Raw genomic sequence first — 21700 nt, 5'->3', positions numbered from 1 at the left:
ACTAGGGACGTATTTAATGGAATTGCGGATCAGATGTACGATACATCTTTGAACAATGATCTTAGGAAATATTGCTTTGGCTCCTTCTTCCAGTCCACTAACTCCATCCATCGACATAAAGAAAACATCTTCTATCCCTCGTGCTTTCAATTCATCAAATATCTGCATCCAATAATTCTTACTCTCGCTTTCACTAAGCCATAATCCAAGGATATCTTTATGCCCATTCAAATCGTAGCCTAATATCGTGTATACAGCGCATTCTTTCGCCTCATAGCCACTACGCAATGTCACATACATACAATCTACGAACAAGAAGGCATAGCACTTCTTTAATGGTCTATTTCGCCATTCTTCTAGTTCTGGTAATATGGCATCTGTAATATCGGATACCATTTCATGAGAAATTGAAAATCCATAGATATCTTCTATTGTTTTTGATATATCACGTTGACTCATTCCTCGTGCATACATCGCTAATACTTTATCTTCTATTCCTGAAACATCTCTTTGTCGTTTTGATATCAGCTGTGGCTCAAAAGAGCCATCACCCTCTCTTGGTGTATCTATCGTGATATCTCCCTTTGTAGTATGAACAGTTTTTTGACCATATCCATTTCTACGATTCTGCGTTTGTTTATATTCTTTATTATTATTCTCATATCCTAAATGATGACTCATCTCACCTTGGAGCAACGATTCAAATATCGGACCAAAAAGTTCTTTGAGTGCTTCATCTGCATCTTCTGCTGATTGTGGATCAAATTGTTTTGCGATTTCTTGCGCGAGTGCTACTGTTTTTGGATCTCTTTTTATTCTTGCCATATGTTATTTCCTCTACTTTCTTTTATTGTATCATAAGCATATAAAAACTGTGTATCGTTAAGTCGTACGCTCTTAACTTACACAGTTTATTTTACACTCTCTCCGTGGACAACGTTTTCTGTATTGACGTTGTTACTTTAATGGGATTATATCAATGTAAACAGTCTTTTTATGTTTATCCTTTTGCTAATTTTCTTCGCTTAATGATTTTTTTAATTTTACGAACAATAACATAAATGATGATAATGAAAACACCTAAAATGATTGCTGATTCTATCGGATTTACTTCCACAAGATTATCATCATAAGAAGCATCATATGCCGCTTTCGCTTCTTTATAGAATTTCGTATCTTTTACAGAATCTAAAAACTGGTAATTTTTATCCTCATGTTCTTTGGCGTCTTCTTTACCATTTGTCTTACTCATTTCTAAAAAATTCTTTTTCTCCTTGATGTAGTTCTCACGATAAGTATTGTATTCGCTTATATAATGTTTGCTAAATTTTTTTAAATCAAAACTACGTTTTGCTTCCTCTTCATTATATATGTTCGTAAAAGCATCTTTGTCTGCCATAGCATATATTTCATTCAGCTTTAGCTTTTCTTTTGCATCGTATGCTTCTTTATAATGTTTTGTATATACTTCTTTTATAATATTTTTAGGCAAAGTTGCTAATTGATATTTTTCAGTCGTTATTGCATCTTTTTCCCCATTTTGTTTGGCTAACGTTTCACTTTTCTTACGTAACTCTTTTTCAGCCTGTAAAAATGCTTTGTCAAATGCCGATCGATAATTACTATCTTTGTATTTATACTTTATATTTTTTAAGTTTCTGTTTGGCTCCTTTATCTTAGCTGCATAACCTTCTTTTTTACCAATAGCTTTATAATCAATTTTTGGCTTAGTGACCGTTGGCTTGCTCGTGGTATAACTATTTGTCGTTGTATTCGTAGACGGTTTCGTTTGATTGCTAGATGAATTCGAACTAGATGCAGAGCTATTACCATTATGACAATGGTATTCTCCATATGCCAATCCCCATTTTTCACAATTGGTACGACAGGTGTGACAACCATTTCCATCAGTTCTTCCCGGATGTGCTTTCACCGCCTGTGTAGCGCCAAGCAGCGTAGCTGAAAGCATTGCTGCGAATAATACTTTTTTCTTCATTTCTTTCTCCCTCTGAAATTTCTATTCTTTTTGATTCTAATCTATTATACAATTATTCATTACAGATAGGAATGTAAAGGGTTTCTTTATACATAATTTCACCTGTTTATTTATTAACACCTATTATTTATACATGTATATGTAGATCAAACGTTCATCAATTACTGTTTTGTCTATGTTATACAAAAACATCCGCCATTGAGTTCTTCGTTTCTAAAAGAACTACTTAAGTGAAATAGAAAAGAGAACATAAGCCTTACATACCACACAGCTTATGTTCTCTAATATTCCTATGCTCTTATCTATCCTGTACCGCTTTAACAATTGCCTTTGCGTTGATGCCATACTTTTCAAATAAAGCTTGTGCATCGCCACTTTCTCCAAAGGTATCCTGTACACCGATATGTTTTACAACACAGGCATGCGCACTGCTTGCCACAACATCCGATACTGCACTTCCTAAACCGCCAATCACACTATGCTCTTCACAAGTGATGATCGTATCATGGGTTTTTGCCAATTCTTTTATTAAGGCGGTATCTAATGGTTTTATGGTTGAAATGTTTACCACAGTAGGGGCTTCCTCCAACATAGCAGCTGCTTTTAAAGCTTCTTGTACCATCATACCACTCGCCACTAAGGCAACCTTTTTCCCCTTACGTAAAACATTGCCTTTCCCAATTTCAAATGTATAAGATGCATCATATACACTCTCTACTTTGCCTCTGCCAAGACGAACATAACAAGGTCCATCTATGTTAGCTACTGCTCGAATAGCCTGTTTGGTTTCCTCTTCATCACAAGGCTGAATCACTGTCATTCCCGGAATCACACGCATTAATGCCAGATCTTCATTACACTGATGACTAGCACCATCTTCCCCTACACTTAGACCTGCATGGGTAGCGCAAATCTTCACATTTAGATGAGGATAACCAATGCTGTTACGAATTTGTTCAAAGGCTCTTCCTGCCGCAAACATCGCAAAGCTGGACGCAAAGACGATATACTTGCTTGCCGCTAAACCTGCCGCAATGCCCATCATATTTCCTTCCGCTATACCAACATCAAAATGACGCTGTGGACAAACCTTTTTCGCTTCGCTTGTTTTGGTACTTCCTGCCAGATCCGCATCTAAAACAATAACTCGCTCATTCTCTTGTATGAGCTGTGCCAACGCTTTTCCATAGGCCTCTCTTGTTGCACACTTTGCCATTATGCCTCACCTCCTAATTCCTTTATTGCTTGTTCATACTGTTCTTTATTGGGGGCTGTTCCATGCCAGCCTGCTTGATTTTCCATGAAGGACACGCCTTTTCCTTTCACGGTATTGGCAATGATGGCTGTTGGTCTTCCCTTATTTTCTCTAGCTTTTGATAAAGCCGATAAGATTTCATCCATCGCATGACCATCTACCGTCAAAACATGGAAATGAAATGCCTTAAATTTTTCTTCTAAAGAATCAACATTCATAACCTTTGCCACCTCACCATCAATCTGCAAACGGTTATGATCAACGATGACACATAAATTATCCAGCTGATACTGTGCAGCTGCCATGGCAGCCTCCCAAACTTCACCTTCCTGACATTCTCCATCGCCCAATAACGCATAGACACGATGATGGTTTTGGGCAAGCTTATTGCCCAGTGCCATGCCAACAGCTGCAGAGATTCCTTGACCTAATGAGCCAGTTGACATATCAACACCGGCAACATATTTCATGTTGGGATGTCCTTGTAATCGTGAGTTTATCTTGCGAAATGTCAATAATTCACGTTCATCAAGAAGTCCTTTTTCACACAATACCGCATATAACAAAGGAGATGCATGTCCTTTACTTAAGACGAAACGATCACGATCGATGCTGTTTACATTCGCTTCTGTGATATCCATCTCTTGAAAATATAATGCCGTCACAAGATCTGTTGCACTCAGACTTCCACCCGGATGTCCACTTTGTGCCGTATAGACCTGTTTTAAAATATGCTTACGTATTTGTCTGGCATGTTCTACTAATTCCTGTTTATCCATAACTTACCTTCTTTCTTGTTGTCATGTTGTTATACATATACTTCCTCATGATACACCTGTTTATAAAGGAAGAGCTGAAAGATGCTTCCAGCTCCTAAGATTATTTTTCAATGGCTTTACGAATACGGCTGGTAACTCCCTTTAGGTTGTAGCATTCGGCATACTGCTGTAAAGGACGTTTGATGTGATCAACAACAAAGCGCTGTCCATCGATATGGAATTTTGCCAAATTCGCATAAAGCTGCTGTAATTCTTTTTTTACATCTTCATCATTGAATGCATAATGACCGGAGATATCAAGAATTTCTAAGGATAATGCTTCATCTTTTAAGATATCCTCTACCTGTAGATTACGCTGTTCTCCCATCATCCATTTTCTCCAACGTTCTGTTTTGATTGCTTTTACCAACAAAGTATTTCTTAAATCCGAAGTTTCATCAAGCAAACCTTCCTCTTCTAAGATTTTTTCTACATCACACAGCTTTAAGTAAGCACGGGTTTCTTCTGTACCATACTGTGGGGCTACATTGCTGGCAGTTACATTTGCCGGAATATGTTCCAGTAAGGTTACATCATCCAAATAATCCGCATTATGTTCCTTAAGTCCTACACCATATTGTTTCGCCATCTGTGCTAGGTCATAGGCGTTATGGAAATTATAGGTTCCTACCTGTTCTGTTTTTCTTGTTAACGTACCTGTCTGACCAACGATGAAAGTTGGCATTGGTAATCCTTTGGCAGTTAATTCTTTTTCCAGCTTTTCGATAAATTCATGATACTTTTCTGTCGAAGTTAAACCACCATTGGTTTCCTCTGTACCAACTTCATAGCCAATTTCCGGTAAGCCGCGTTTTTTACGTTCTTCTTCACAATAGGCAATTAAATCAACCGTACGACTTAATACCACATCCAAAGGAATGACTTTACCAATTTCAAATGGGTCCTTCGTTGGGTCGATCATCAATAAATCAAAACCATTTTCAATATCAGCTAAGTAAGACTGACGAGCTAATTTCATTGCTTCTTCTTCTGGCAGGTGGGCATTACGCTCATTATCTCTTTGCCAAGGTCCACCATGATCACGACACAAATAGTACAAACCATCAAAGCCTACTTCATTCGCAACCTTGCGAATATCTTCATTAAAACGTTTCTGATCCCAGCCATTCACATAGCCGCCACCTAACGCATCGGCATCTACCTGATTACGACTGGCAATGAACATCAAAGGGAAATCATAATCTCTAGCGATTTCAAAACTTGCCTGTAATAAATTAGGTGACATTGGCCCTATGCCTAATAACGTTGCACTATCTCCTGAATCTTGTAATTTTAATAGTCCTTCCACTACTTTTTTAATTGGTAACTTTTCCATATCTTTCTTCTCCTCTTTTTACCTATTTTGTATGTTTCACCGTTACGCTTGATAAGCATATGCTTATTTGTATAAATATGCTTTCCCAACGGTGTTTAACAGACGCATCTTATTAGCGATGACACTTCGCGCCGCCTGAATGGCCGAAGGAAATATCGCATTTGGCTCATATGCATCTGGATGAAGCGCTAAATATCTTTTTGTTTCAGTAAAGAATGCTGTTTTTACATCACTGGAAATATTGATCTTACAAATTCCTAAGGCGACGGCCTGAGTTATCTCTTCATCCGGGTTGCTGCTGCCTCCATGTAATACCAAAGGGATGTTCACCTGTTCGCGAATGGCTTTTAAAACATCCAGCCTTAACGTTGGTTTATAATTTGTGGGATAAATGCCATGGGCAGTGCCAATCGCAACTGCTAAAGTATCCACACCTGTTTTATCCACAAATGTTTTCACCGCTACCGGATCACTATATTGAATGTCACTGACATGCTCCTTGCTAATCGCACCTATCGTTCCTAATTCAGCTTCCACGGATACATGCTGAGGCTTTACAAGCTCACAGATATCCTTTGTTCGCCGGATGTTTTCATCTAGAGGATACGAGGATGCATCGATCATGACGGAAGTGAAACCACAACGCAATGCTTGCAATATCTGTTGGCGATTAGCGCCATGATCCAAATGGATGACACAGGGAACACTTGTCGTATGGGCAACCTCCAGAACCGTTTTCATAAAAGGTTCTTTCAAATAGGCAAGCTCATCAGGATGAATCTCATAAATCACAGGTGCTTGTAAGGCTTCACTTTCTTCCTTCACAGCATTTAATATTTCCAGACTGCCGATGTTGAAGGCAGGAATCGCGAAATGATGTTTTTGTGCGATTGTTAACAGCTCTTGCATATTCATCAGCATATCTTTATTCTCCTTTTCGATTCCTATGAATTTCATTTTGTTTCTTTGCCTCATCTTCCAAATGATGAAGATATTGAACAATTTTCATGCGATACAAATGTCCTTTCAGAAAGCTTAGCAATCGAATACCGAAATGCACATCATGCAGTTTTTCTTGATAGATGATACAGGTATAGTTTTCATCCAATGGCTGTAAGCGATAAGAAATTGTCTGTGTATATTTAGGGTATTGGCTCTTTACCTTGTAATATTGTGCTTCCTGTAGTGCTTCTATTGTTACCGGAATGCGATATTCCTTATCATGAAACTTTAGCTTTTGAGTATACGAATAGCCCTGATGCAGCTGGGCAGGACGCTTCGCAAGCTTCACCTGTTGTTTGATATCCTTTTGCAGCTCTTTTAATAAAATGCGATAGATAGCTGCCGCATTTACATGGACATTTACTTTCACTTTCATATTCATCTTTCCTCATCACTTGGCTCTTAGGGGCAAGAATTACTTATTTTTTAAACGTACATACCATGAACAAATTTCCTTTAACAAATCCTCTTGATAAGAGAAACCGCATATTTGATGAACCGCTTCAATGATGCCTTTTTCTTGAATGAGCATCTGCATCTGCATAGCAGCTTCATCCGTTTTTTCATCATAAAGCAAACCATACGCAATCGCTTGTACGATATGTTCATAAGGTAAGTGATGCGCTTTACACATACGGGCACTGCCACATAAGCGATCATCATAGCTAAGCTTACGCAGTGGATCTTTTCCTACCCGATAAACCGTATCCGGCATATCTCCTTTTGCTTTCGGAAAGACACTTAACTTATCCAACTGCTCTTCACTGATGGGATACTGTTGCAGGATACCGGCACGTATTTCTTTGGTAACTTCCTGAATAAAGGCTGCTCCATCTTCATCTTCCAATAGTTCATTAATGGTCGTATAACCTCGATACCAACCAAGATAAGCACTGGCTGCATGAGGACCATTCACAAGGAATACTTTAATATCCTTTAACATGGCGATATCATCACATAACTCTAACCACTCAATATCTGCGATATCAATCGTTAATGGCGGTTGTATCAATAAGGACAAGACTGCCGTTGAACGAATGTTTAGCGAGCGATGATCATCGGCATCGGTACTGCGGCGAATGATAGTATCCCGTATGACGACCTGATGCATAAACCAGGACAGCAGCTCTTCGTTCATATCTTTTACAAAGGCATCTTGAATCATTGGTATCATGCCGTTTTTATTTGTTAAACAAAGCATGCTCAGCTTTTGATTGGGATTTGTCTTTGCCCGCATCTTAAAGATTTCTTTTACATATGCGATAGCCTCAGGAAAATCTTGGGGATAGATGCTAAGAAACAAGAGATCGGCATATACGATGGCATGGCAATCCTGTGGCTCTAGCAGGGTTTCATATGCCTCATAGCCGCTTACCTCATGTTCTTCTATGCACTCCTTGCGATAGACCTGCACATGGTAACTGCCTGTTTCATTTAGTTTTTGGATAACACCGGCATCTTTATCTAAAAATGTTGTATGCCAGCGTGGTGCATTGGCAAGGGTTTCTCCAAGAAACCCCTTCCCCAATCTACCTGCACCAAGAATGACTGCATTTGCCATAAGATTCCCCTATTTCGTTTCTACCGCTTTGGCTTCTGCTTTCTTTTTCTTATCCTCTAAATTCGGTTTGATAAACATCAATGCAATGGCTGTCACAACGACACCGATTGCCATATCTAAGGTGTATAACAGCGGCTTGCTGGTAGCTGCTACAACGATCATACCGCCATGAGGAACATAACAGTCAATTGCATGCATCATTGCTAAGCCGGCACCTACCGCACTACCTAAACAGATTGCTGGCAATACATGTTTGATATCCTTAACAGCAAATGGAATTGCCCCTTCGGTAATACCAATCAATCCCATAAAGGCTGCGGTAATACCTAATTGTTTTTCAGCATCATCATATTTTTTACGTGAAATGAATGTTGATAAAGCTAGTCCAAGTGGAGGAATGGCAACCGCAACACGGAAAGCACCGTTTGGTCCATAAATACCTTCTGCCATCAATGCCATGGTAAATGCTGAAGCTGTCTTATTAATAGGTCCACCCATATCAAAGGCTGTCATCAATCCAATAACGATTCCTAACAGGATAGCGCTGCCGCCCTGCATATTGCTTAACATCGTGGTCAAGGCTTTCATCAAAGCACCTAATGGACCAACTAAGATATACATATAAGCTAAACAGCAAATCAGTGTTGATAGAATAGGAATGATCAAGACTGGCATGATGCTTTTAATGGTTGTGTTCACCTTCCATGATTTGATCCATTTGCATACATAACCAACAAAGATACCCATGATCATCGCACCTAAGAAACCGGTAGATACACTATTTTCACCAACGGGATTGTTAGCGATATAACCGGCAATCATACCAGGTGCTAAGCCCGGTTTCCCAGCTAGTGAATAAGCGATATAACCAGCTAGCATAGGAATCATCATGGCCATACCGGCAGAACCAATCGTATTCAAATTCTGCATGAAAGGATTGGTGACTTTCATTCCTTCGGCACCGGCATCTCCGGTTGCTAAGGCGATGGCTAAGAAGACACCACCGATAACAACGGCTGGAAGAAAATATGAAACACCGGTATTAAACGCCTTTACCAAATCTTTTCCAATATTTTTAAACATAGGATTTCCTCTCTTTCCTCTTCTTTAGAGCTTTTCTGCCTGATCAATGATCTCAGCAGGATTTTTGATTACTACAGAAGGATCAATCGTGATGACCTTGCCTTCCTCTTCTTTTTCTTCAAAACGTTCTTCCCCTTCGATACCGATGGCTACTGCCAAAATGACAGCATCTGCACTGGCGATATCATCTTCCTCCAGTTCATTTTCAATACCCATGCCCCCTTGGGTTTCTACCTTGTAGTCATAACCTCTTTTCTTACATTCCTGTTCAATGGCTTCCTGTGCCATGTACGTGTGCGCAATACCTGTGGTACATGCGGCAACGGCAACGATTTTCATTTCTTTTTCCTCCTATCGTTTATTCCTCTTCTAATACGGAAATACAGTCATAAAATGCTTCACTGGTTTTCGCATCTTGTAATTGTTGGCGAAAATCCGCTTTGATCAAATGGCGACTTAGCATTGCCAATATTCGCAAATGCTCTGCATTACGGCTTGCTAATGGAACTCCAATCATAAAGATCAAATTTACCTGTTCCTCATCCCATTGCAAAGGATGATTCAGCTTTAAACAAGCCACGAAGGTATCCTTAACCGCATCACTTTCGCCATGCGGTATGGCAACGCTGTAGCCAATGGCTGTAGATACTACTTCTTCGCGTTTCAAAACAGCCTCAACATAACTTTTTTTATCGGTAATCTTACCCGCTTTATCCGCAAGGTCCGCAAGATAAGAAATGACTTCCCTTTTATCTTGAAACTGTTGATCACTGACGTTTACTATCTCCTTTGTAAACACATGTTTCACCTCTTTTCCTTCGGTATGGCAACCATCACTTGCATACTCCCTTGCAAGGTGTAGCGCTTGGCAAGTGATGTGACAATGAGATTATCTCCCGCTTTGACATCCAGTGTTTCCTGCTTGGTTTCAAGTAATCCCTGACCCTGAAGAATCGTTAACAATGCATAGCTTTCATTTACGATGTCCACAGCTTCCTGTATCTGATATTGACGAATGGTGAAGATGTCATTGTCACAATACGTAATACAGGTAAAGGCTTTTTCTTTTTGTATTGTAGGAGTAAGTGGGGCATCTTTATGAGGGATGCATACGACATCTGCTGCCTTGGCAATTTGCAGAGGTCGTTTATTTCCGAAAGCATCCGTATTGTCATAATCGTAAATGCGATATGTGATATCAGAATTTTGTTGAACCTCATACACAAGCATCTTTCCTTCACATCCATGTAAGATACCGGCAGGAATATACGCAGCATCTCCATCATGAATTGGTTTGCGTATTACCAAATCATCAATTTCACCCTGGGCAATACGTTGCAAGAAGGCTTCTTTGGTTTTGGCCGTATGCCCATAGATGAGCTTTGTGTTCGGTGCTGTTTTCAGATACAAACAGAATTCACTTTTTCCTGTGGCATGTTCATGTGCTTGTGCATAAGCATCATCGGGATGTACCTGTAAGGATGGAGAGGATGATACATCATTCATCTTGATTAACAAGGGAAAGTGTTCCTGTTTACTATTAGCAAACAACTCACGATGCTGTTCATACACTTCGCTCAAACGCATATCTTGAAAAGGTTCTTGTAAGATTCTGCTTTCTCCATGTTCATGGGCACTGATCATCCAATATTCACCAATGCGTTGATGGGTATCTTGGGCTAAACCCAAATATTCAGCAATCTGCGTACCGCCATATGCTTTCTCTTTCATCATGGATTTCAGTTTCAGAATTTCCTTGCTCATTGTCTTGCGCTCCTTTCTTACGCCCCTATTGTAAAAGGGGAAATTTTTTTGCGAAATACCAACTCTTTTCTACAACTTCCGGAAATAAAAAAACACCGGCAATTACCGGCACCATGCTTTCCCCTATAGGGGAAAGATTTCAAGAAATTATGCTGTATTTATGCAAAAACTCCCTTTAAATGTCATAAAAAAATGTTATGATAGTGATACTGCACGTGTTCGTGTATCTTTTTTTCCACAACATCTGGAAAGAGTTTGCAATAGCCGATTCCAAGATTTCATCTTATGATATCTTAGGGATTTCTCTATTCCTTATTCTGAAAGGAGAATCACAATGAAATCATCGAAATTAACGCTGTTTCTTAATCTTCTGCTGGAAGAAGAAGACTTCCACAAGACCAGCTACTATGCCGAAAAGCTCATGGTATCCAGCAAAACCATCTCCAATTATATCAACGATTTACGCTACTATATGCGAAATCATCAGGTAGCGTTAATTTCACGCCATGGTGTTGGCATACGCTTAGAAGGCAGTATGGAAGAGCGCGCAAAGCTACGTGAAGCGATACAGCAGGATTTAGATGAAACACCCACAAGTAAAAATCGTCAACATAAAATTCTTGAAAAATTATTGATGAAAGATGAATGTGTGTCGGTGCGTCGTCTGTCGGATGCCTATTGTGTCAGTTCCACTTCCATCGTGAAAGATTTGGAGAAAATCGAACAGCATCTTTCGCAACAGGATCTTTATTTACAACGTGATAAAAGCGGGACCCGCATCATCGGTAAGGAACAGCGGATTCGCAGTGCCAAGCGGAAGTTTATTTTCAATGAACTCATGGCCTTGTCGCAACAAGATAAAGTCATTGACCGCAAGACTTGTCAGGCAATCTTATCTCGTTATGTGGATGAAGAAAGTCAAAACATCAGTCGTCAGATGATTCAGATGGCACAGGATAAATTAAATTTTCATCTGGATACCAATTACTATAATCAGATTTTTGTCACCTATGCGATCTTTATCTCAAGAATTCGCAAAGGTTATGGAATTACAGAAGCACCTGCCCGTCCGGTTGTTACCGAACTGCACATATTAAAGACCTATCCTATCACAGAGGAGATTACCCAATGGTTAAAAGATGCGCATGGCATTACGATGAATGATCGAGATATTCGCTGGGTAAATGCAAGGATTGCCGGTGTGTATCATGAAGATCAAAAAGCCAAGGATGGCTATTCTCCTATTGTACAGGATATTGTGAATGAACTGATAACTTCCATTGGTGATATCTTCTCGGTAGACTTTATGTCTGATGAGCTGTTAAAGACTGGTTTATCTAATCATTTTGTCCCTATGATTGCCCGCTTAAAAAACAACATTAAGATTACCAATCCTTTTTTGCTTCAGATCAAGCAGCAGTTTACCGCCATGTTCAGTGTCATTTCCCTTGCTTCCAGCGTGCTGGAAAAGAAATTAGGGTATACCTTGTCCGATGATGAAATCGGGTTTATCCTCATTCACTTTCAGGCAGCATTAGAACGACATAACTTATCAAAAAAAATTGCCATTGTGTATAACTGCAACTTAGCGAATGCCTTATTGATTGAGAATCAAATTAAGATCAATCTGCCTACCTTTGATGTCATTGAATTAATCAACATACAAGATTTGAAAGAAAAATACTTGCATGATTTTGATTTCATCATTTCAACAATGGAAGTATCAACAGATTTACCTTCAGTCGTCATTTCTCCATTAGCTGACAGCAATGATATTCAAAAAATTAAGCAGACCTACGATAAGCTGATACGTGATGTCAAGGAATCACGCTTTTATTCCCTGTTGCAAGCCATCAGCAGTGATACGATCTTAGTGAAACAGAAATGTAAATCAAAAGAAGAAATTTTAAAAACCGCAAATGATATCTTACGAAAAAAGGGATACATAACCGAAGACTTCTATCAAAGTGTCTTAAATCGTGAAAAGATATCTTCTACAGAAATTGGCAATGGTATTGCCATTCCCCATGGACTTGATACTTTTGTAAATCATACCGCAATTGTTCTTATCACGTTAGAAGAACCTATTCTTTGGAAAGAAGATATGGTGCGTGTCATCTTCTTTACGGCAGTATCTTTTGAACAGAAGGAAATCATGAAAAAACTTTTAAAGGATTTGTATCATCTCATCAGTGCTAATGAATTTATAGAGCAGATATCCGCAGCGGAAACGTGTGAAGAAGTGCTAGGTCTTTTGTATGGTAAAAGATTATCGAAATAGTAAAAAGTAGTCACTTTGAAGTGTACTCAATTATTTGGACTTAAAGTAAATAGGCTAAATCAAGCAGTTACGAAGGATTGATTTCTGTATTGCACAGAAATTAATCCTTTTCCTTTTGTTGTTATTCTTTAGTATTCCTTTTTCTATGATCTTTAAACGCTAAAAAACAATTACGAAGTGTTGATTACATAAGACGGAAATACCTATTAAACCACCTACTGTAACAATGTCATCATTCTTATATAAATTTTTCTCCATCAGCATTCGCAAATGCAATAACTGCATACTTTATATCATCCACATATTCTCTTTAAAATTTAATGGTTCTACTCTCAATCATAAATATCCTTGCTAACATCTTGCTAACTATCTATCTAACAATCATTAGTAGCAAGAAAGCATGTTTTGCTTACTATAGTTATATGATAAATTGATTTTTTCTACTTTATTTACATAAAACATCATGATTCGATATTAAAAACTAATAAAAGTGAATTTTTTGTGCTTATTATCTTTATAAGAAAAGAAGAACTATTTTAATCTTGCTAACAATCTATCTAACATTCGTGCTAACAATTATTACTAGCAAGACTTTTCGTACCTCAAAATACACAACATAGTATACCCCCATTTCTATCTTTCCCATCATCTTTTTCGTTTCCTCTTACAGAATACTTGTACTTTTTTAATTGTACGATTATAATGAGCAAGAAAAGAAGGAACACAACATGACAGTACAAGATTTAGCTTCATTTCATGAAACCTTAAAACAAAATAACATACCCTTTTACACCGATATCTTCACAGATGATATATGGGGTGATATGGGTGTTGATACAGCATCGGTAAGTGTAACAGCAAACGAAGATAGCTGGCATATTCATTATATAAGAACACAAAGTGGCATTCCTTATATCTTTGCCAACTATGTAAGCAATATCGTAGATGAATACCATAAAGATTTATCCCATGAACAGTTCTATGATTACCTCAACCTTCATAATCTACAAAAAGCATTTGCTGATTTTATGCATACAAATCATGTATAAGCCTTGTGAAACATTAACATTTTATTTAACACGCAAGTTCTGCGTGTTTTATTGTGCTTTATCGATAAAGGTTGTTAATGCCTCCATCATGGTAAAACGTGCCTGTGATGTTCTGGCTCGCCATGCATAAACCAGCTTATTACGAATAGTTGTATGGGTGATTTTTTCTTCATAAAGAACACGATACTTTTCATCGAAAGGTTCAATTTTATGAACGAGTATTTGTATCATACCAGGATATTGCTTCTCCATTTGAAAAATACTTTGATTATCACATCTACGCAGACAACATAAGGTGCCATAGGAATCCTCAAAACAGAAACCTTCTTGAATATCCTCATAACGTAGATTCTTTTGATGTTTCTTCACCTCATCATAAAGCCCTTTTTTCAGGTTTTCAAAATAACGATTTACATCCATTGCTACAATTTTCACTACCCGCATAATTACGCTCCTTTCTAACAGTGAAATGACTCTTGAATAACAAGAGCCACTTCATCTATGCTTTTTTCAATTGTTCATAGTAATATAAGATGCGTTTGGTAACTTCATGTTCTTTAGCAAAACCAGTAAGTTTTACAATCGTCTGTAAGATACCTTCCTCATGAATGCTTTTTTGTAATGCCACTGCTTGTTTATCTCTAGGCTCATCGTAGAGAAAACCATATGCCATCGCTTTGGCTATCGCGTCATAAGGCAATCCATGCGCATAACACATAGCAGCACTGCCGGCTAAACGATCACCTTTGGTCAATTTGCGAATTGGATCATACGCCACACGATAAATATAATCTACCATTTCACCTTTCGCCGCAGGGAAATGACTTAAATTATACAACTGCTTTTTCGTTAGTGGATAATGCTGTAAGACACCTTCTGTTATCTCTTTTTCTACTTCCTTAATAAAGGCTGCCCCTTCTTCATCACTACTAATTTCATTAATAGTTTCATAGCCTTTATAATATCCCAGAAAAGCACTGGCAGCATGTGGACCATTTACCACAAACACCTTTACATCTTTTAATAGCTCTAATTGATCACATGTTTCCATCCACTCAATCGCTGATAGATCAACATTTAAGGGTTGCTGGATCAGTAAGGATAATACCGCTGTCGTACGAATATTTAAGGCCGCATTGCTTTGGGCATCTGTACTTCTTCGCACGATAGAATCGCGTAAGACAACCTGTTCCTGAAACCAGGCATGTGTTTCTTCTGGCAAATGTTCATAAAACATCTGCTCAATATCTTTCATTAAATGATTTTTATTTGTGATAAAGATCATACAAAGCTTCTTATCAGGCTGTTGCTGTTTTCTACGATACAGCCCTTCACAGACAGTGCATACAGCCTGCGGTATTTGTTCTGGGTAAATGACAAAGTAAATGACATCGGCATCGATTACACTTTCCATTGCCCCACTTTGTTTCCATGTATAAGCATCATAACCGCGAACGCGATGCTCTTCAATGCGTGTTTCGCGATGTACACACACATCGTAATACCCCTTATTTTTCATTGCCTCAATGACGTTTTCGTCAATATCTATAAATGTCGTTTTCCATCCTTCTGCATTCGCAAGAGTTTCCCCAATAAAACCCTTGCCTAATCTTCCTGCACCAATAATCAATGCGTGTTTCATATCGTTCTAAGCAGCTTCCTTATCTGCTTTTTCAACAATTGGCTTTTTTAATACATTTGCCAGTAAGGCTGTCACGATCGTACCGACGATAATAGCAATGACAAACCAAACTTTTTCATCAATGATCGGTAATACAATAGGTCCGCCATGTGGCGCATAATCCTTAACACCGGTAACTGCCGCAATAGCACCGCCAACAGCACCACCGGCCATAATGGATGGAATAACTTTTGCCGGATCTGCAACTGCCAATGGAATTGCCCCTTCAGAAATACCAATCAATCCCATGAACAAGGAAGCCTTACCTGCATCACGTTCTTCCTGTGTATATTTATTCTTTGATAATAAAGTTGCCAGACCCATACCTAATGGGGCAGTACAAATTGGAACCGCACAGATACCAAAGAATTCATAATGACCTTCTGCCATCATACCGATGGAGAACAAGCAAGCGGTCTTATTTACCGGTCCGCCCATATCAACTGTAACCATCATACCCATGATGATGCCAAGCACTACTTTACTGCCACTGGATAAGCTAGTTAAGAAGCTTTCGATACCGCCCATTGCCATACCGATTGGATTCGCTAAGATATACATATAGAAGATACATACGATAAAAGATGTCACAACCGGAATAATCAGAATTGGTACAACCGTTTTAATTAAGTCCGGATAATGAATTTTCTTCATATAACGTACGATATATCCAGTCATAAAACCTAACACCAATGCTCCTAAAAAACCAGTTTTTACTGCATTACCACCAATTGTAATTTCTGTATTCGCAATATATCCGGCAACCAGCCCTGGTGCTAAACCTGGTTTCCCCGCAATGGCATAAGCGATATAACCAGCTAATACAGGAATCATCATAAACAAACCAGCTGCACCGATTTCCTGTACATGCAATAGAAATTCGTTTTTGATTACCATACCTTCACCTGCCACGGCTGTACCACCAAAGGCAATAGAACCGGCATAGAAGATACCACCGATAACCGTCATCGGAATCATGTAAGACATACCTGTCATCAGATAATTCTTAATTTTCTTAAAATCAACACTCATAGTTTCACTCTCCTCTTTTCTTTATTATGTTGCTTACTTTACTGCTTCTTCTAACTTCATGATTGCGGCCTGCGGATTTTTAATCGCATCCGCCACATCAATCTCAACAACAATTTTGTCTTCAAAACGTTCCATGCCTTCTACAGCACAACCAACCGCGATTAATACAACATCCGCCGTTTCCACTTCATCTTCAGTGATTTCATTTTCAGCACCCATCGCACCTTGCGTTTCTAATTTAATTTCATGTCCCCTTTTACGACCTGCTTCTTCTAATGCCTCTTGCGCCATATATGTATGCGCAATGCCTGTTGGACATGCGGTAATGCCAACAATCTTCATAGCTAATCTCCTTTCTCTGTTTCCAGTTTTTTCAAACAGTTGAATAACTGTTGTTCATTTTCTGCATGCAGAATATCTTCACGAAACTCCTGATGCATTAGATTTCTGCTTAACCAAGCTAATATTTGCAAATGCTCTTTTGTTCGCTTATTCTCTGGAACCCCAATCAGAAAGATCATCTTCACCAGCTCATCACCCCAATGCAGCGGAGCTTCTAAGGTAGCGACTGCGACAAAGGATTCTTGTACATCTTGACTGGAGCCATGCGGAATCGCGATATCATAACCAACTGCGGTAGAGAATTCCTCTTCCCGTTGGCAAACCGATTGTTTATATGCTTCACCTCCTATCACTTTCTTACTTTCTATCGCTTTTTGAATCAAGAAATCAATTGCTTCCATTTTGGTTTGAAACTGTTTCTTGACAAACGTTAACTGCTGATCAAACATGTCGTTATTCCCCCTTCACCATGCCTGGCTCACTAACCAATAAGGAAAGATTTCCATCGATCGTATACTGTTTTGCATTCGAAGTCATAATGAAGCTCATGCCTGCACCGATACCATAAGTAGCTTCTCCTGTAATTAATGTGCCTTTGCCATCTAGTACCAAGCATAAGGAATACGTTTCATTTTCTATACACTCTGCTTCATGTATGCCATACTTCGTAATGCGGAAGAAAGCATTGTCGATATACTGTTGGATTTCATTTTGTCCATGCTCTGTAATTTGCGGTTTTACCATCGGTTCTTCGTGTGGGATTGTCACAACATCTAAGGCTTTTTCCAAATGCAATTCACGTGGTTTTCCATTGACATCTACATTATCATAATCATAAATGCGATATGTCACATCACTGCTTTGCTGGACCTCTGCCATCAGCATCTTTCCTTCTACGCCATGTACGACACCTGCCGGTGTATATACAAAATCACCTGTTTTTACCTCTTTACGTATGAGCAGCTCATCCCATCGCTTTTCCAGTGCCATTTTTTGAAACTCTCCACGACTTTTGGCACGATGTCCGCGTACTAATTTTGTTCCATCATCCACATCCAGAAATAAACAAAACTCAGCTTTCCCTAAGTCATGCTCATGTACCTTCGCATATGCATCATCCGGATGTACCTGTACGGATACCGGACTGGTAATCTCATTGATCTTTACCAATAAAGGAAACCGTTCGCGTTTATCGTGATGAAATAATTCACGATGCTTTTCATAAACCTCTTTTAGGCTTTGCCCCTCGCAAGCCGTATTGGTAATGATACTGACACCGTTATCATGAGCACTGATTGCCCAGTATTCACCAATTTTCTTATTCATCTCCTCTAAAAAGCCAAATTTTTTCTGGATGCGATTTCCTCCATAGATTTTTTCTTTCAATGGCGATTTTAGAAATAACACCTCATCCTTCATATCATCACTCTCCTTTGACAGCTACATTATGTCATGAGAAACTTTTTTACGATATGCCAATCCTCTTCATAGTTTTTTGTAAGTCTTAGGACACATAAAAAACCGTCTGCTTCTTATATTTAACAAACACAAAAAACAAACGGTTAGCTTAAATGATAATACAAGGTGTAGCAAGACCATTTAAAGACTTCTGACAATTTCATAAAATGCCTTTTCTGTTGTACATTCACGTACGCGGTGAATCGTATCTTTGGATTTGATGAACTGATAAATATTGCTAATCAACTTTCTGGAACGTTCTTTATCCGCAAAATTAAAGGCCAGACAAATAATGATGTCTACTTTCTCTTTATCCCATACAATTGGTTTTTTCAATGTCATTACGAGGATCTTTTCCTTTTTCACATACTTTGAAATCCCATGCGGTATTGCTAAACCATTTCCCATTTCCGTAGGTGCCATGCGTTCTCTTTCTTTCATAGATGCCAAAAAACCTTCACTGACATAACCATTGCGCATAAAAATCGTATGAATTTTTTCCAAGACCGTGTCTTTATCCTCATAATCTTGTTTTAAAAGTAGGGTTTCTTTATCCAACGTTTCTAACAATAGATTTTTAACACTTTCTTTGTGCTTGCTTGTATCGGCACATATCTGATTAATTTTATGAACATCATATTCGTCCACCAGTGGCGAAATCAAAATAACAGGTTTTTTATCATAAGCAATCTCTACTGTGGATATGATAAAATCAAAATCATCAAGATAGGATAGTTTTAAATCATCTAAATTAAAGGTTTCGACAACATCAAAACGTGGCAGATTGCGTTTCACTCGATGTTCTACTAAATCCGCATTCGCACCGCTTGAATGAATTACAATGGCAATTTTCTTAGAAAGATTATAGCGTTCGATAGCAGCCTGTACATGGATTAATAGAAAACTAATTTCATCATCTGAAAGATGAATATTCAAAGAATTCTCAAAGGTGGAAGCAGCTAAGACCAATACACTAAATAGTGCCGGATATTGTGCTTTTATTTGCGGTAAAAAAGGATTGGTAATCTTAATCTTATTCGTAATGCGTGTCATCATAGGAACAACATGCTGCTGTAAACCTTTAAATAATTCCTCATCATCATTCAGATTTTCTCCTACTACCGCCGAAATCGTTTCTATGAATTCACTTAACTGACTTCTAATCTCTTCCGCCTTACGACTCACACTATGTATATCATTTTCATGATAAACACCGGATACCCGAGCATTCAGCCAACGTACATCTTGATCTTTTAAAGCAATCCCATAGGTATTCTTCAGCCATTGTGCCAATTCTAATGTCACGGGATAAGTTTTTAACCGATGTAGTTCCGATACAACAGGACGATAAGTTGTTTGTATTAAAAGATGTTCCTTTTCCACACGATCAAGAAAGATAGCAAACTGTATAAAAATCTGATAATAATACATATCATCCATTAGTTCACAAGAAAGTTTATCATTTACAAAGGTAATCATTTCTTCCGCAATTTCCATATATCTTTTCGCTACATAATTTGCCAAAATTGCTTTGCATGTTTTTAAATCATAGCTTTCCTTAGCAGACAACTTCTCTTTAAACTTTTCAAAAACATAGTTACGCTTTGCACTGCGAATGTGCTGTTCCTTTCCGCTCACATATGTACCACTCTTATCTCTTACTAAGAATAATTCATTCTTTTGCAATACCTTATCTACATATTCTAAATCATTGACGATACTGCTTTTCGCAACATCATATTTCTCTACCAGCTTGCGAACAGATACCGTTTCATCTTTCATCAAAAGATTTTCTAATAACTCTTTTCTGCGAAAGTCAGTGAAGTCCTGTGTTAAATATGTTTCTTCAAGATAACGCCGAAACACATCTCGCTCATCCTCAGCACCAACTAGCAAATACCCCTCACCTCTTCGCTTTTCGACATGAAGATCAAATGGACGAAGCTCATATTCCAGCTCCTTTAAATAATTGTATATCGTCTTTGTGGATACCTTCAAATGTTGGGTAAAATATGCAATCTGTTTCGGTTCTTTTAAATCTAATAATAGAATATAAAAATTTTTAAGATTTTCATTTGCTGCCATTTTTTCACCATCTTTTCCAATTTATTGTATAAAATAAGCATTATTAAGATTAAATACAATTATAACGTATTTTTTAGTCTGTTAATATGCATATTCTTAGGTGTATGAAAAAACTTGGAATCTCATTACTTTGGAATGATCTTTATCACACCAATGAAACTCCAAGTTCCTTTAACTTACATGAAATAAAATGTTAGATATGCGTTTTCCTCATCCTTTTCTTAAGCACGAACAATACTCCTGCACAGCCAATGATTGCAATTCCAATGAATACTGCAATCCCTGTTCCTCCTGTGATTGGTATCCAGAAGTTCTTATCATTGTACACGACCATATGCACTTCATCACTTTCGCCTACTTCCTTCGTGATGACATATATCTGCTCATCTTCACTCTGCTCTGCTGCTTTCCCATTGACCTTCACAAACAGCTTTCCTGTTCCTTCTTCTCTTGTGATCTCGATCTTGATGCTTTCTTCCAGCAACTTATAGCCTTTTGGTGACTTCGTTTCTTTCAGATAATAGGTACCTGCTCGCAGCTTTTTAATCAACAAGCCTTCTGCTTTTCCGCTTGTATAGCTTGCGATCGCATTTTTCATCTCTGCATCGCTATACAAAGTAAACTCTGCTCCTTCTAAGGCTTCCTTATCACGATTCATTTTCTTTAGATAAACCGCAATTTCTTTTGGTGTATAGGCGTTAGTAAATGAGAATTGTATCTTCTTATCAAGCTTTTCTTCTTGTGCATTGGTAAGAATCTTATATTCCACATTCGTCTGTTTCTCTTCTACCTTATAAGTTTCTTTTTGTTTCAGCTCCCTGAATAGCGCGGTCTGATTTCCTTTTACCTGAAATTCACCCGCTTCATTTGTCTTATATGTACTCTCTGCATCACCTGTTGGAATGACATAGTTCGCATTCTTGACAGCTTCATAAACGTCCCCATTCTTTCTGCTCA

General features: G+C 38.3%; 22 protein-coding genes. 2 read left to right on the top strand and 20 right to left on the bottom strand.

Features of this window, described 5'->3' with window-relative positions; genetic code table 11:
* The 12 genes from AC1VS3_RS09580 to AC1VS3_RS09525 form a co-directional block, all read right to left on the bottom strand.
* On the bottom strand, window positions 1–825 hold an 825-nt coding region (locus AC1VS3_RS09580; protein WP_481275616.1), incomplete at its 3' end, for an IS256 family transposase.
* A 175-nt stretch (window positions 826–1000) separates the two neighbouring features.
* Window positions 1001–1996: a YHYH domain-containing protein gene (locus tag AC1VS3_RS09575; RefSeq protein ID WP_008690390.1), complete on the bottom strand. Its 996-nt coding sequence runs from the start codon at window positions 1994–1996 to the stop codon at window positions 1001–1003.
* A gap of 298 nt (window positions 1997–2294) precedes the next feature.
* A complete protein-coding gene (locus AC1VS3_RS09570; protein ID WP_008690389.1) occupies window positions 2295–3212 on the bottom strand; it encodes a transketolase family protein in 918 nt (305 codons plus the stop codon).
* A complete protein-coding gene (locus tag AC1VS3_RS09565) occupies window positions 3212–4030 on the bottom strand; it encodes a transketolase (protein ID WP_008690388.1) in 819 nt (272 codons plus the stop codon). The genes AC1VS3_RS09570 and AC1VS3_RS09565 overlap by 1 nt, the downstream gene beginning before the upstream one ends.
* A gap of 100 nt (window positions 4031–4130) precedes the next feature.
* The gene (locus tag AC1VS3_RS09560) at window positions 4131–5405 is read right to left on the bottom strand and encodes a class II D-tagatose-bisphosphate aldolase non-catalytic subunit (protein ID WP_008690387.1); all 1275 of its coding nucleotides are present in this window, start codon (window positions 5403–5405) and stop codon (window positions 4131–4133) included.
* 63 nt (window positions 5406–5468) lie between these two features.
* A complete protein-coding gene (locus AC1VS3_RS09555) occupies window positions 5469–6326 on the bottom strand; it encodes a ketose-bisphosphate aldolase (protein WP_008690385.1) in 858 nt (285 codons plus the stop codon).
* Window positions 6327–6330: 4 nt separating this feature from the next.
* Window positions 6331–6783, bottom strand: a complete 453-nt coding sequence (locus AC1VS3_RS09550; RefSeq protein WP_008690384.1) for a DUF3284 domain-containing protein — start codon at window positions 6781–6783, stop codon at window positions 6331–6333.
* Window positions 6784–6822: 39 nt separating this feature from the next.
* Window positions 6823–7968 carry a mannitol dehydrogenase family protein gene (locus tag AC1VS3_RS09545; protein ID WP_008690383.1) on the bottom strand — a complete coding sequence of 382 codons (1146 nt, stop codon included), beginning with the start codon at window positions 7966–7968 and terminating at the stop codon, window positions 6823–6825.
* Window positions 7969–7977: 9 nt separating this feature from the next.
* Window positions 7978–9051: a PTS fructose transporter subunit IIC gene (locus AC1VS3_RS09540; protein ID WP_008690382.1), complete on the bottom strand. Its 1074-nt coding sequence runs from the start codon at window positions 9049–9051 to the stop codon at window positions 7978–7980.
* Window positions 9052–9075: 24 nt separating this feature from the next.
* Window positions 9076–9390, bottom strand: coding sequence for a PTS fructose transporter subunit IIB (locus AC1VS3_RS09535; protein ID WP_008690381.1), 315 nt, complete (start codon window positions 9388–9390; stop codon window positions 9076–9078).
* A gap of 19 nt (window positions 9391–9409) precedes the next feature.
* Window positions 9410–9850, bottom strand: coding sequence for a PTS sugar transporter subunit IIA (locus tag AC1VS3_RS09530; protein WP_008690380.1), 441 nt, complete (start codon window positions 9848–9850; stop codon window positions 9410–9412).
* Between the two features lie 5 nt (window positions 9851–9855).
* Window positions 9856–10815, bottom strand: coding sequence for a type I phosphomannose isomerase catalytic subunit (locus tag AC1VS3_RS09525; protein WP_008690379.1), 960 nt, complete (start codon window positions 10813–10815; stop codon window positions 9856–9858).
* Window positions 10816–11149: 334 nt separating this feature from the next.
* Here AC1VS3_RS09525 and AC1VS3_RS09520 point away from each other — a divergent pair, with 334 nt between their 5' ends.
* Both AC1VS3_RS09520 and AC1VS3_RS09515 read left to right on the top strand, forming a co-directional pair.
* Window positions 11150–13096 carry a BglG family transcription antiterminator gene (locus AC1VS3_RS09520; protein ID WP_008690378.1) on the top strand — a complete coding sequence of 649 codons (1947 nt, stop codon included), beginning with the start codon at window positions 11150–11152 and terminating at the stop codon, window positions 13094–13096.
* Window positions 13097–13824: 728 nt separating this feature from the next.
* The gene (locus tag AC1VS3_RS09515) at window positions 13825–14145 is read left to right on the top strand and encodes a hypothetical protein (protein ID WP_008690374.1); all 321 of its coding nucleotides are present in this window, start codon (window positions 13825–13827) and stop codon (window positions 14143–14145) included.
* Between the two features lie 48 nt (window positions 14146–14193).
* On the opposite strand, the gene AC1VS3_RS09510 is transcribed toward AC1VS3_RS09515, so the two are convergent.
* The 8 genes from AC1VS3_RS09510 to AC1VS3_RS09475 all read right to left on the bottom strand — a co-directional run.
* Window positions 14194–14589, bottom strand: a complete 396-nt coding sequence (locus AC1VS3_RS09510; RefSeq protein WP_008690372.1) for a hypothetical protein — start codon at window positions 14587–14589, stop codon at window positions 14194–14196.
* A 55-nt stretch (window positions 14590–14644) separates the two neighbouring features.
* Complete coding sequence (locus AC1VS3_RS09505; RefSeq protein ID WP_008690370.1) at window positions 14645–15787, bottom strand: mannitol dehydrogenase family protein; 1143 nt, start codon at window positions 15785–15787, stop codon at window positions 14645–14647.
* A 6-nt stretch (window positions 15788–15793) separates the two neighbouring features.
* Window positions 15794–16858, bottom strand: a complete 1065-nt coding sequence (locus AC1VS3_RS09500) for a PTS fructose transporter subunit IIC (RefSeq protein WP_008690368.1) — start codon at window positions 16856–16858, stop codon at window positions 15794–15796.
* A gap of 33 nt (window positions 16859–16891) precedes the next feature.
* Entirely contained in the window at window positions 16892–17200 is a 309-nt protein-coding gene (locus AC1VS3_RS09495; RefSeq protein WP_008690367.1) for a PTS fructose transporter subunit IIB, read from the bottom strand.
* Window positions 17201–17202: 2 nt separating this feature from the next.
* On the bottom strand, window positions 17203–17649 hold the full coding sequence (locus tag AC1VS3_RS09490; RefSeq protein ID WP_008690365.1) for a PTS sugar transporter subunit IIA: 447 nt from the start codon (window positions 17647–17649) through the stop codon (window positions 17203–17205).
* A gap of 4 nt (window positions 17650–17653) precedes the next feature.
* Window positions 17654–18619 carry a type I phosphomannose isomerase catalytic subunit gene (locus AC1VS3_RS09485; RefSeq protein ID WP_008690364.1) on the bottom strand — a complete coding sequence of 322 codons (966 nt, stop codon included), beginning with the start codon at window positions 18617–18619 and terminating at the stop codon, window positions 17654–17656.
* 180 nt (window positions 18620–18799) lie between these two features.
* On the bottom strand, window positions 18800–20743 hold the full coding sequence (locus AC1VS3_RS09480) for a BglG family transcription antiterminator (RefSeq protein WP_008690361.1): 1944 nt from the start codon (window positions 20741–20743) through the stop codon (window positions 18800–18802).
* Between the two features lie 193 nt (window positions 20744–20936).
* Window positions 20937–21700, bottom strand: a 764-nt coding sequence (locus AC1VS3_RS09475; RefSeq protein WP_227151372.1) for a SpaA isopeptide-forming pilin-related protein, incomplete at its 5' end; no start/stop codon positions are given.

The organism is Longicatena sp., from assembly GCF_982403165.1.
This window is presented reverse-complemented; position numbering and strand designations above follow the sequence as displayed.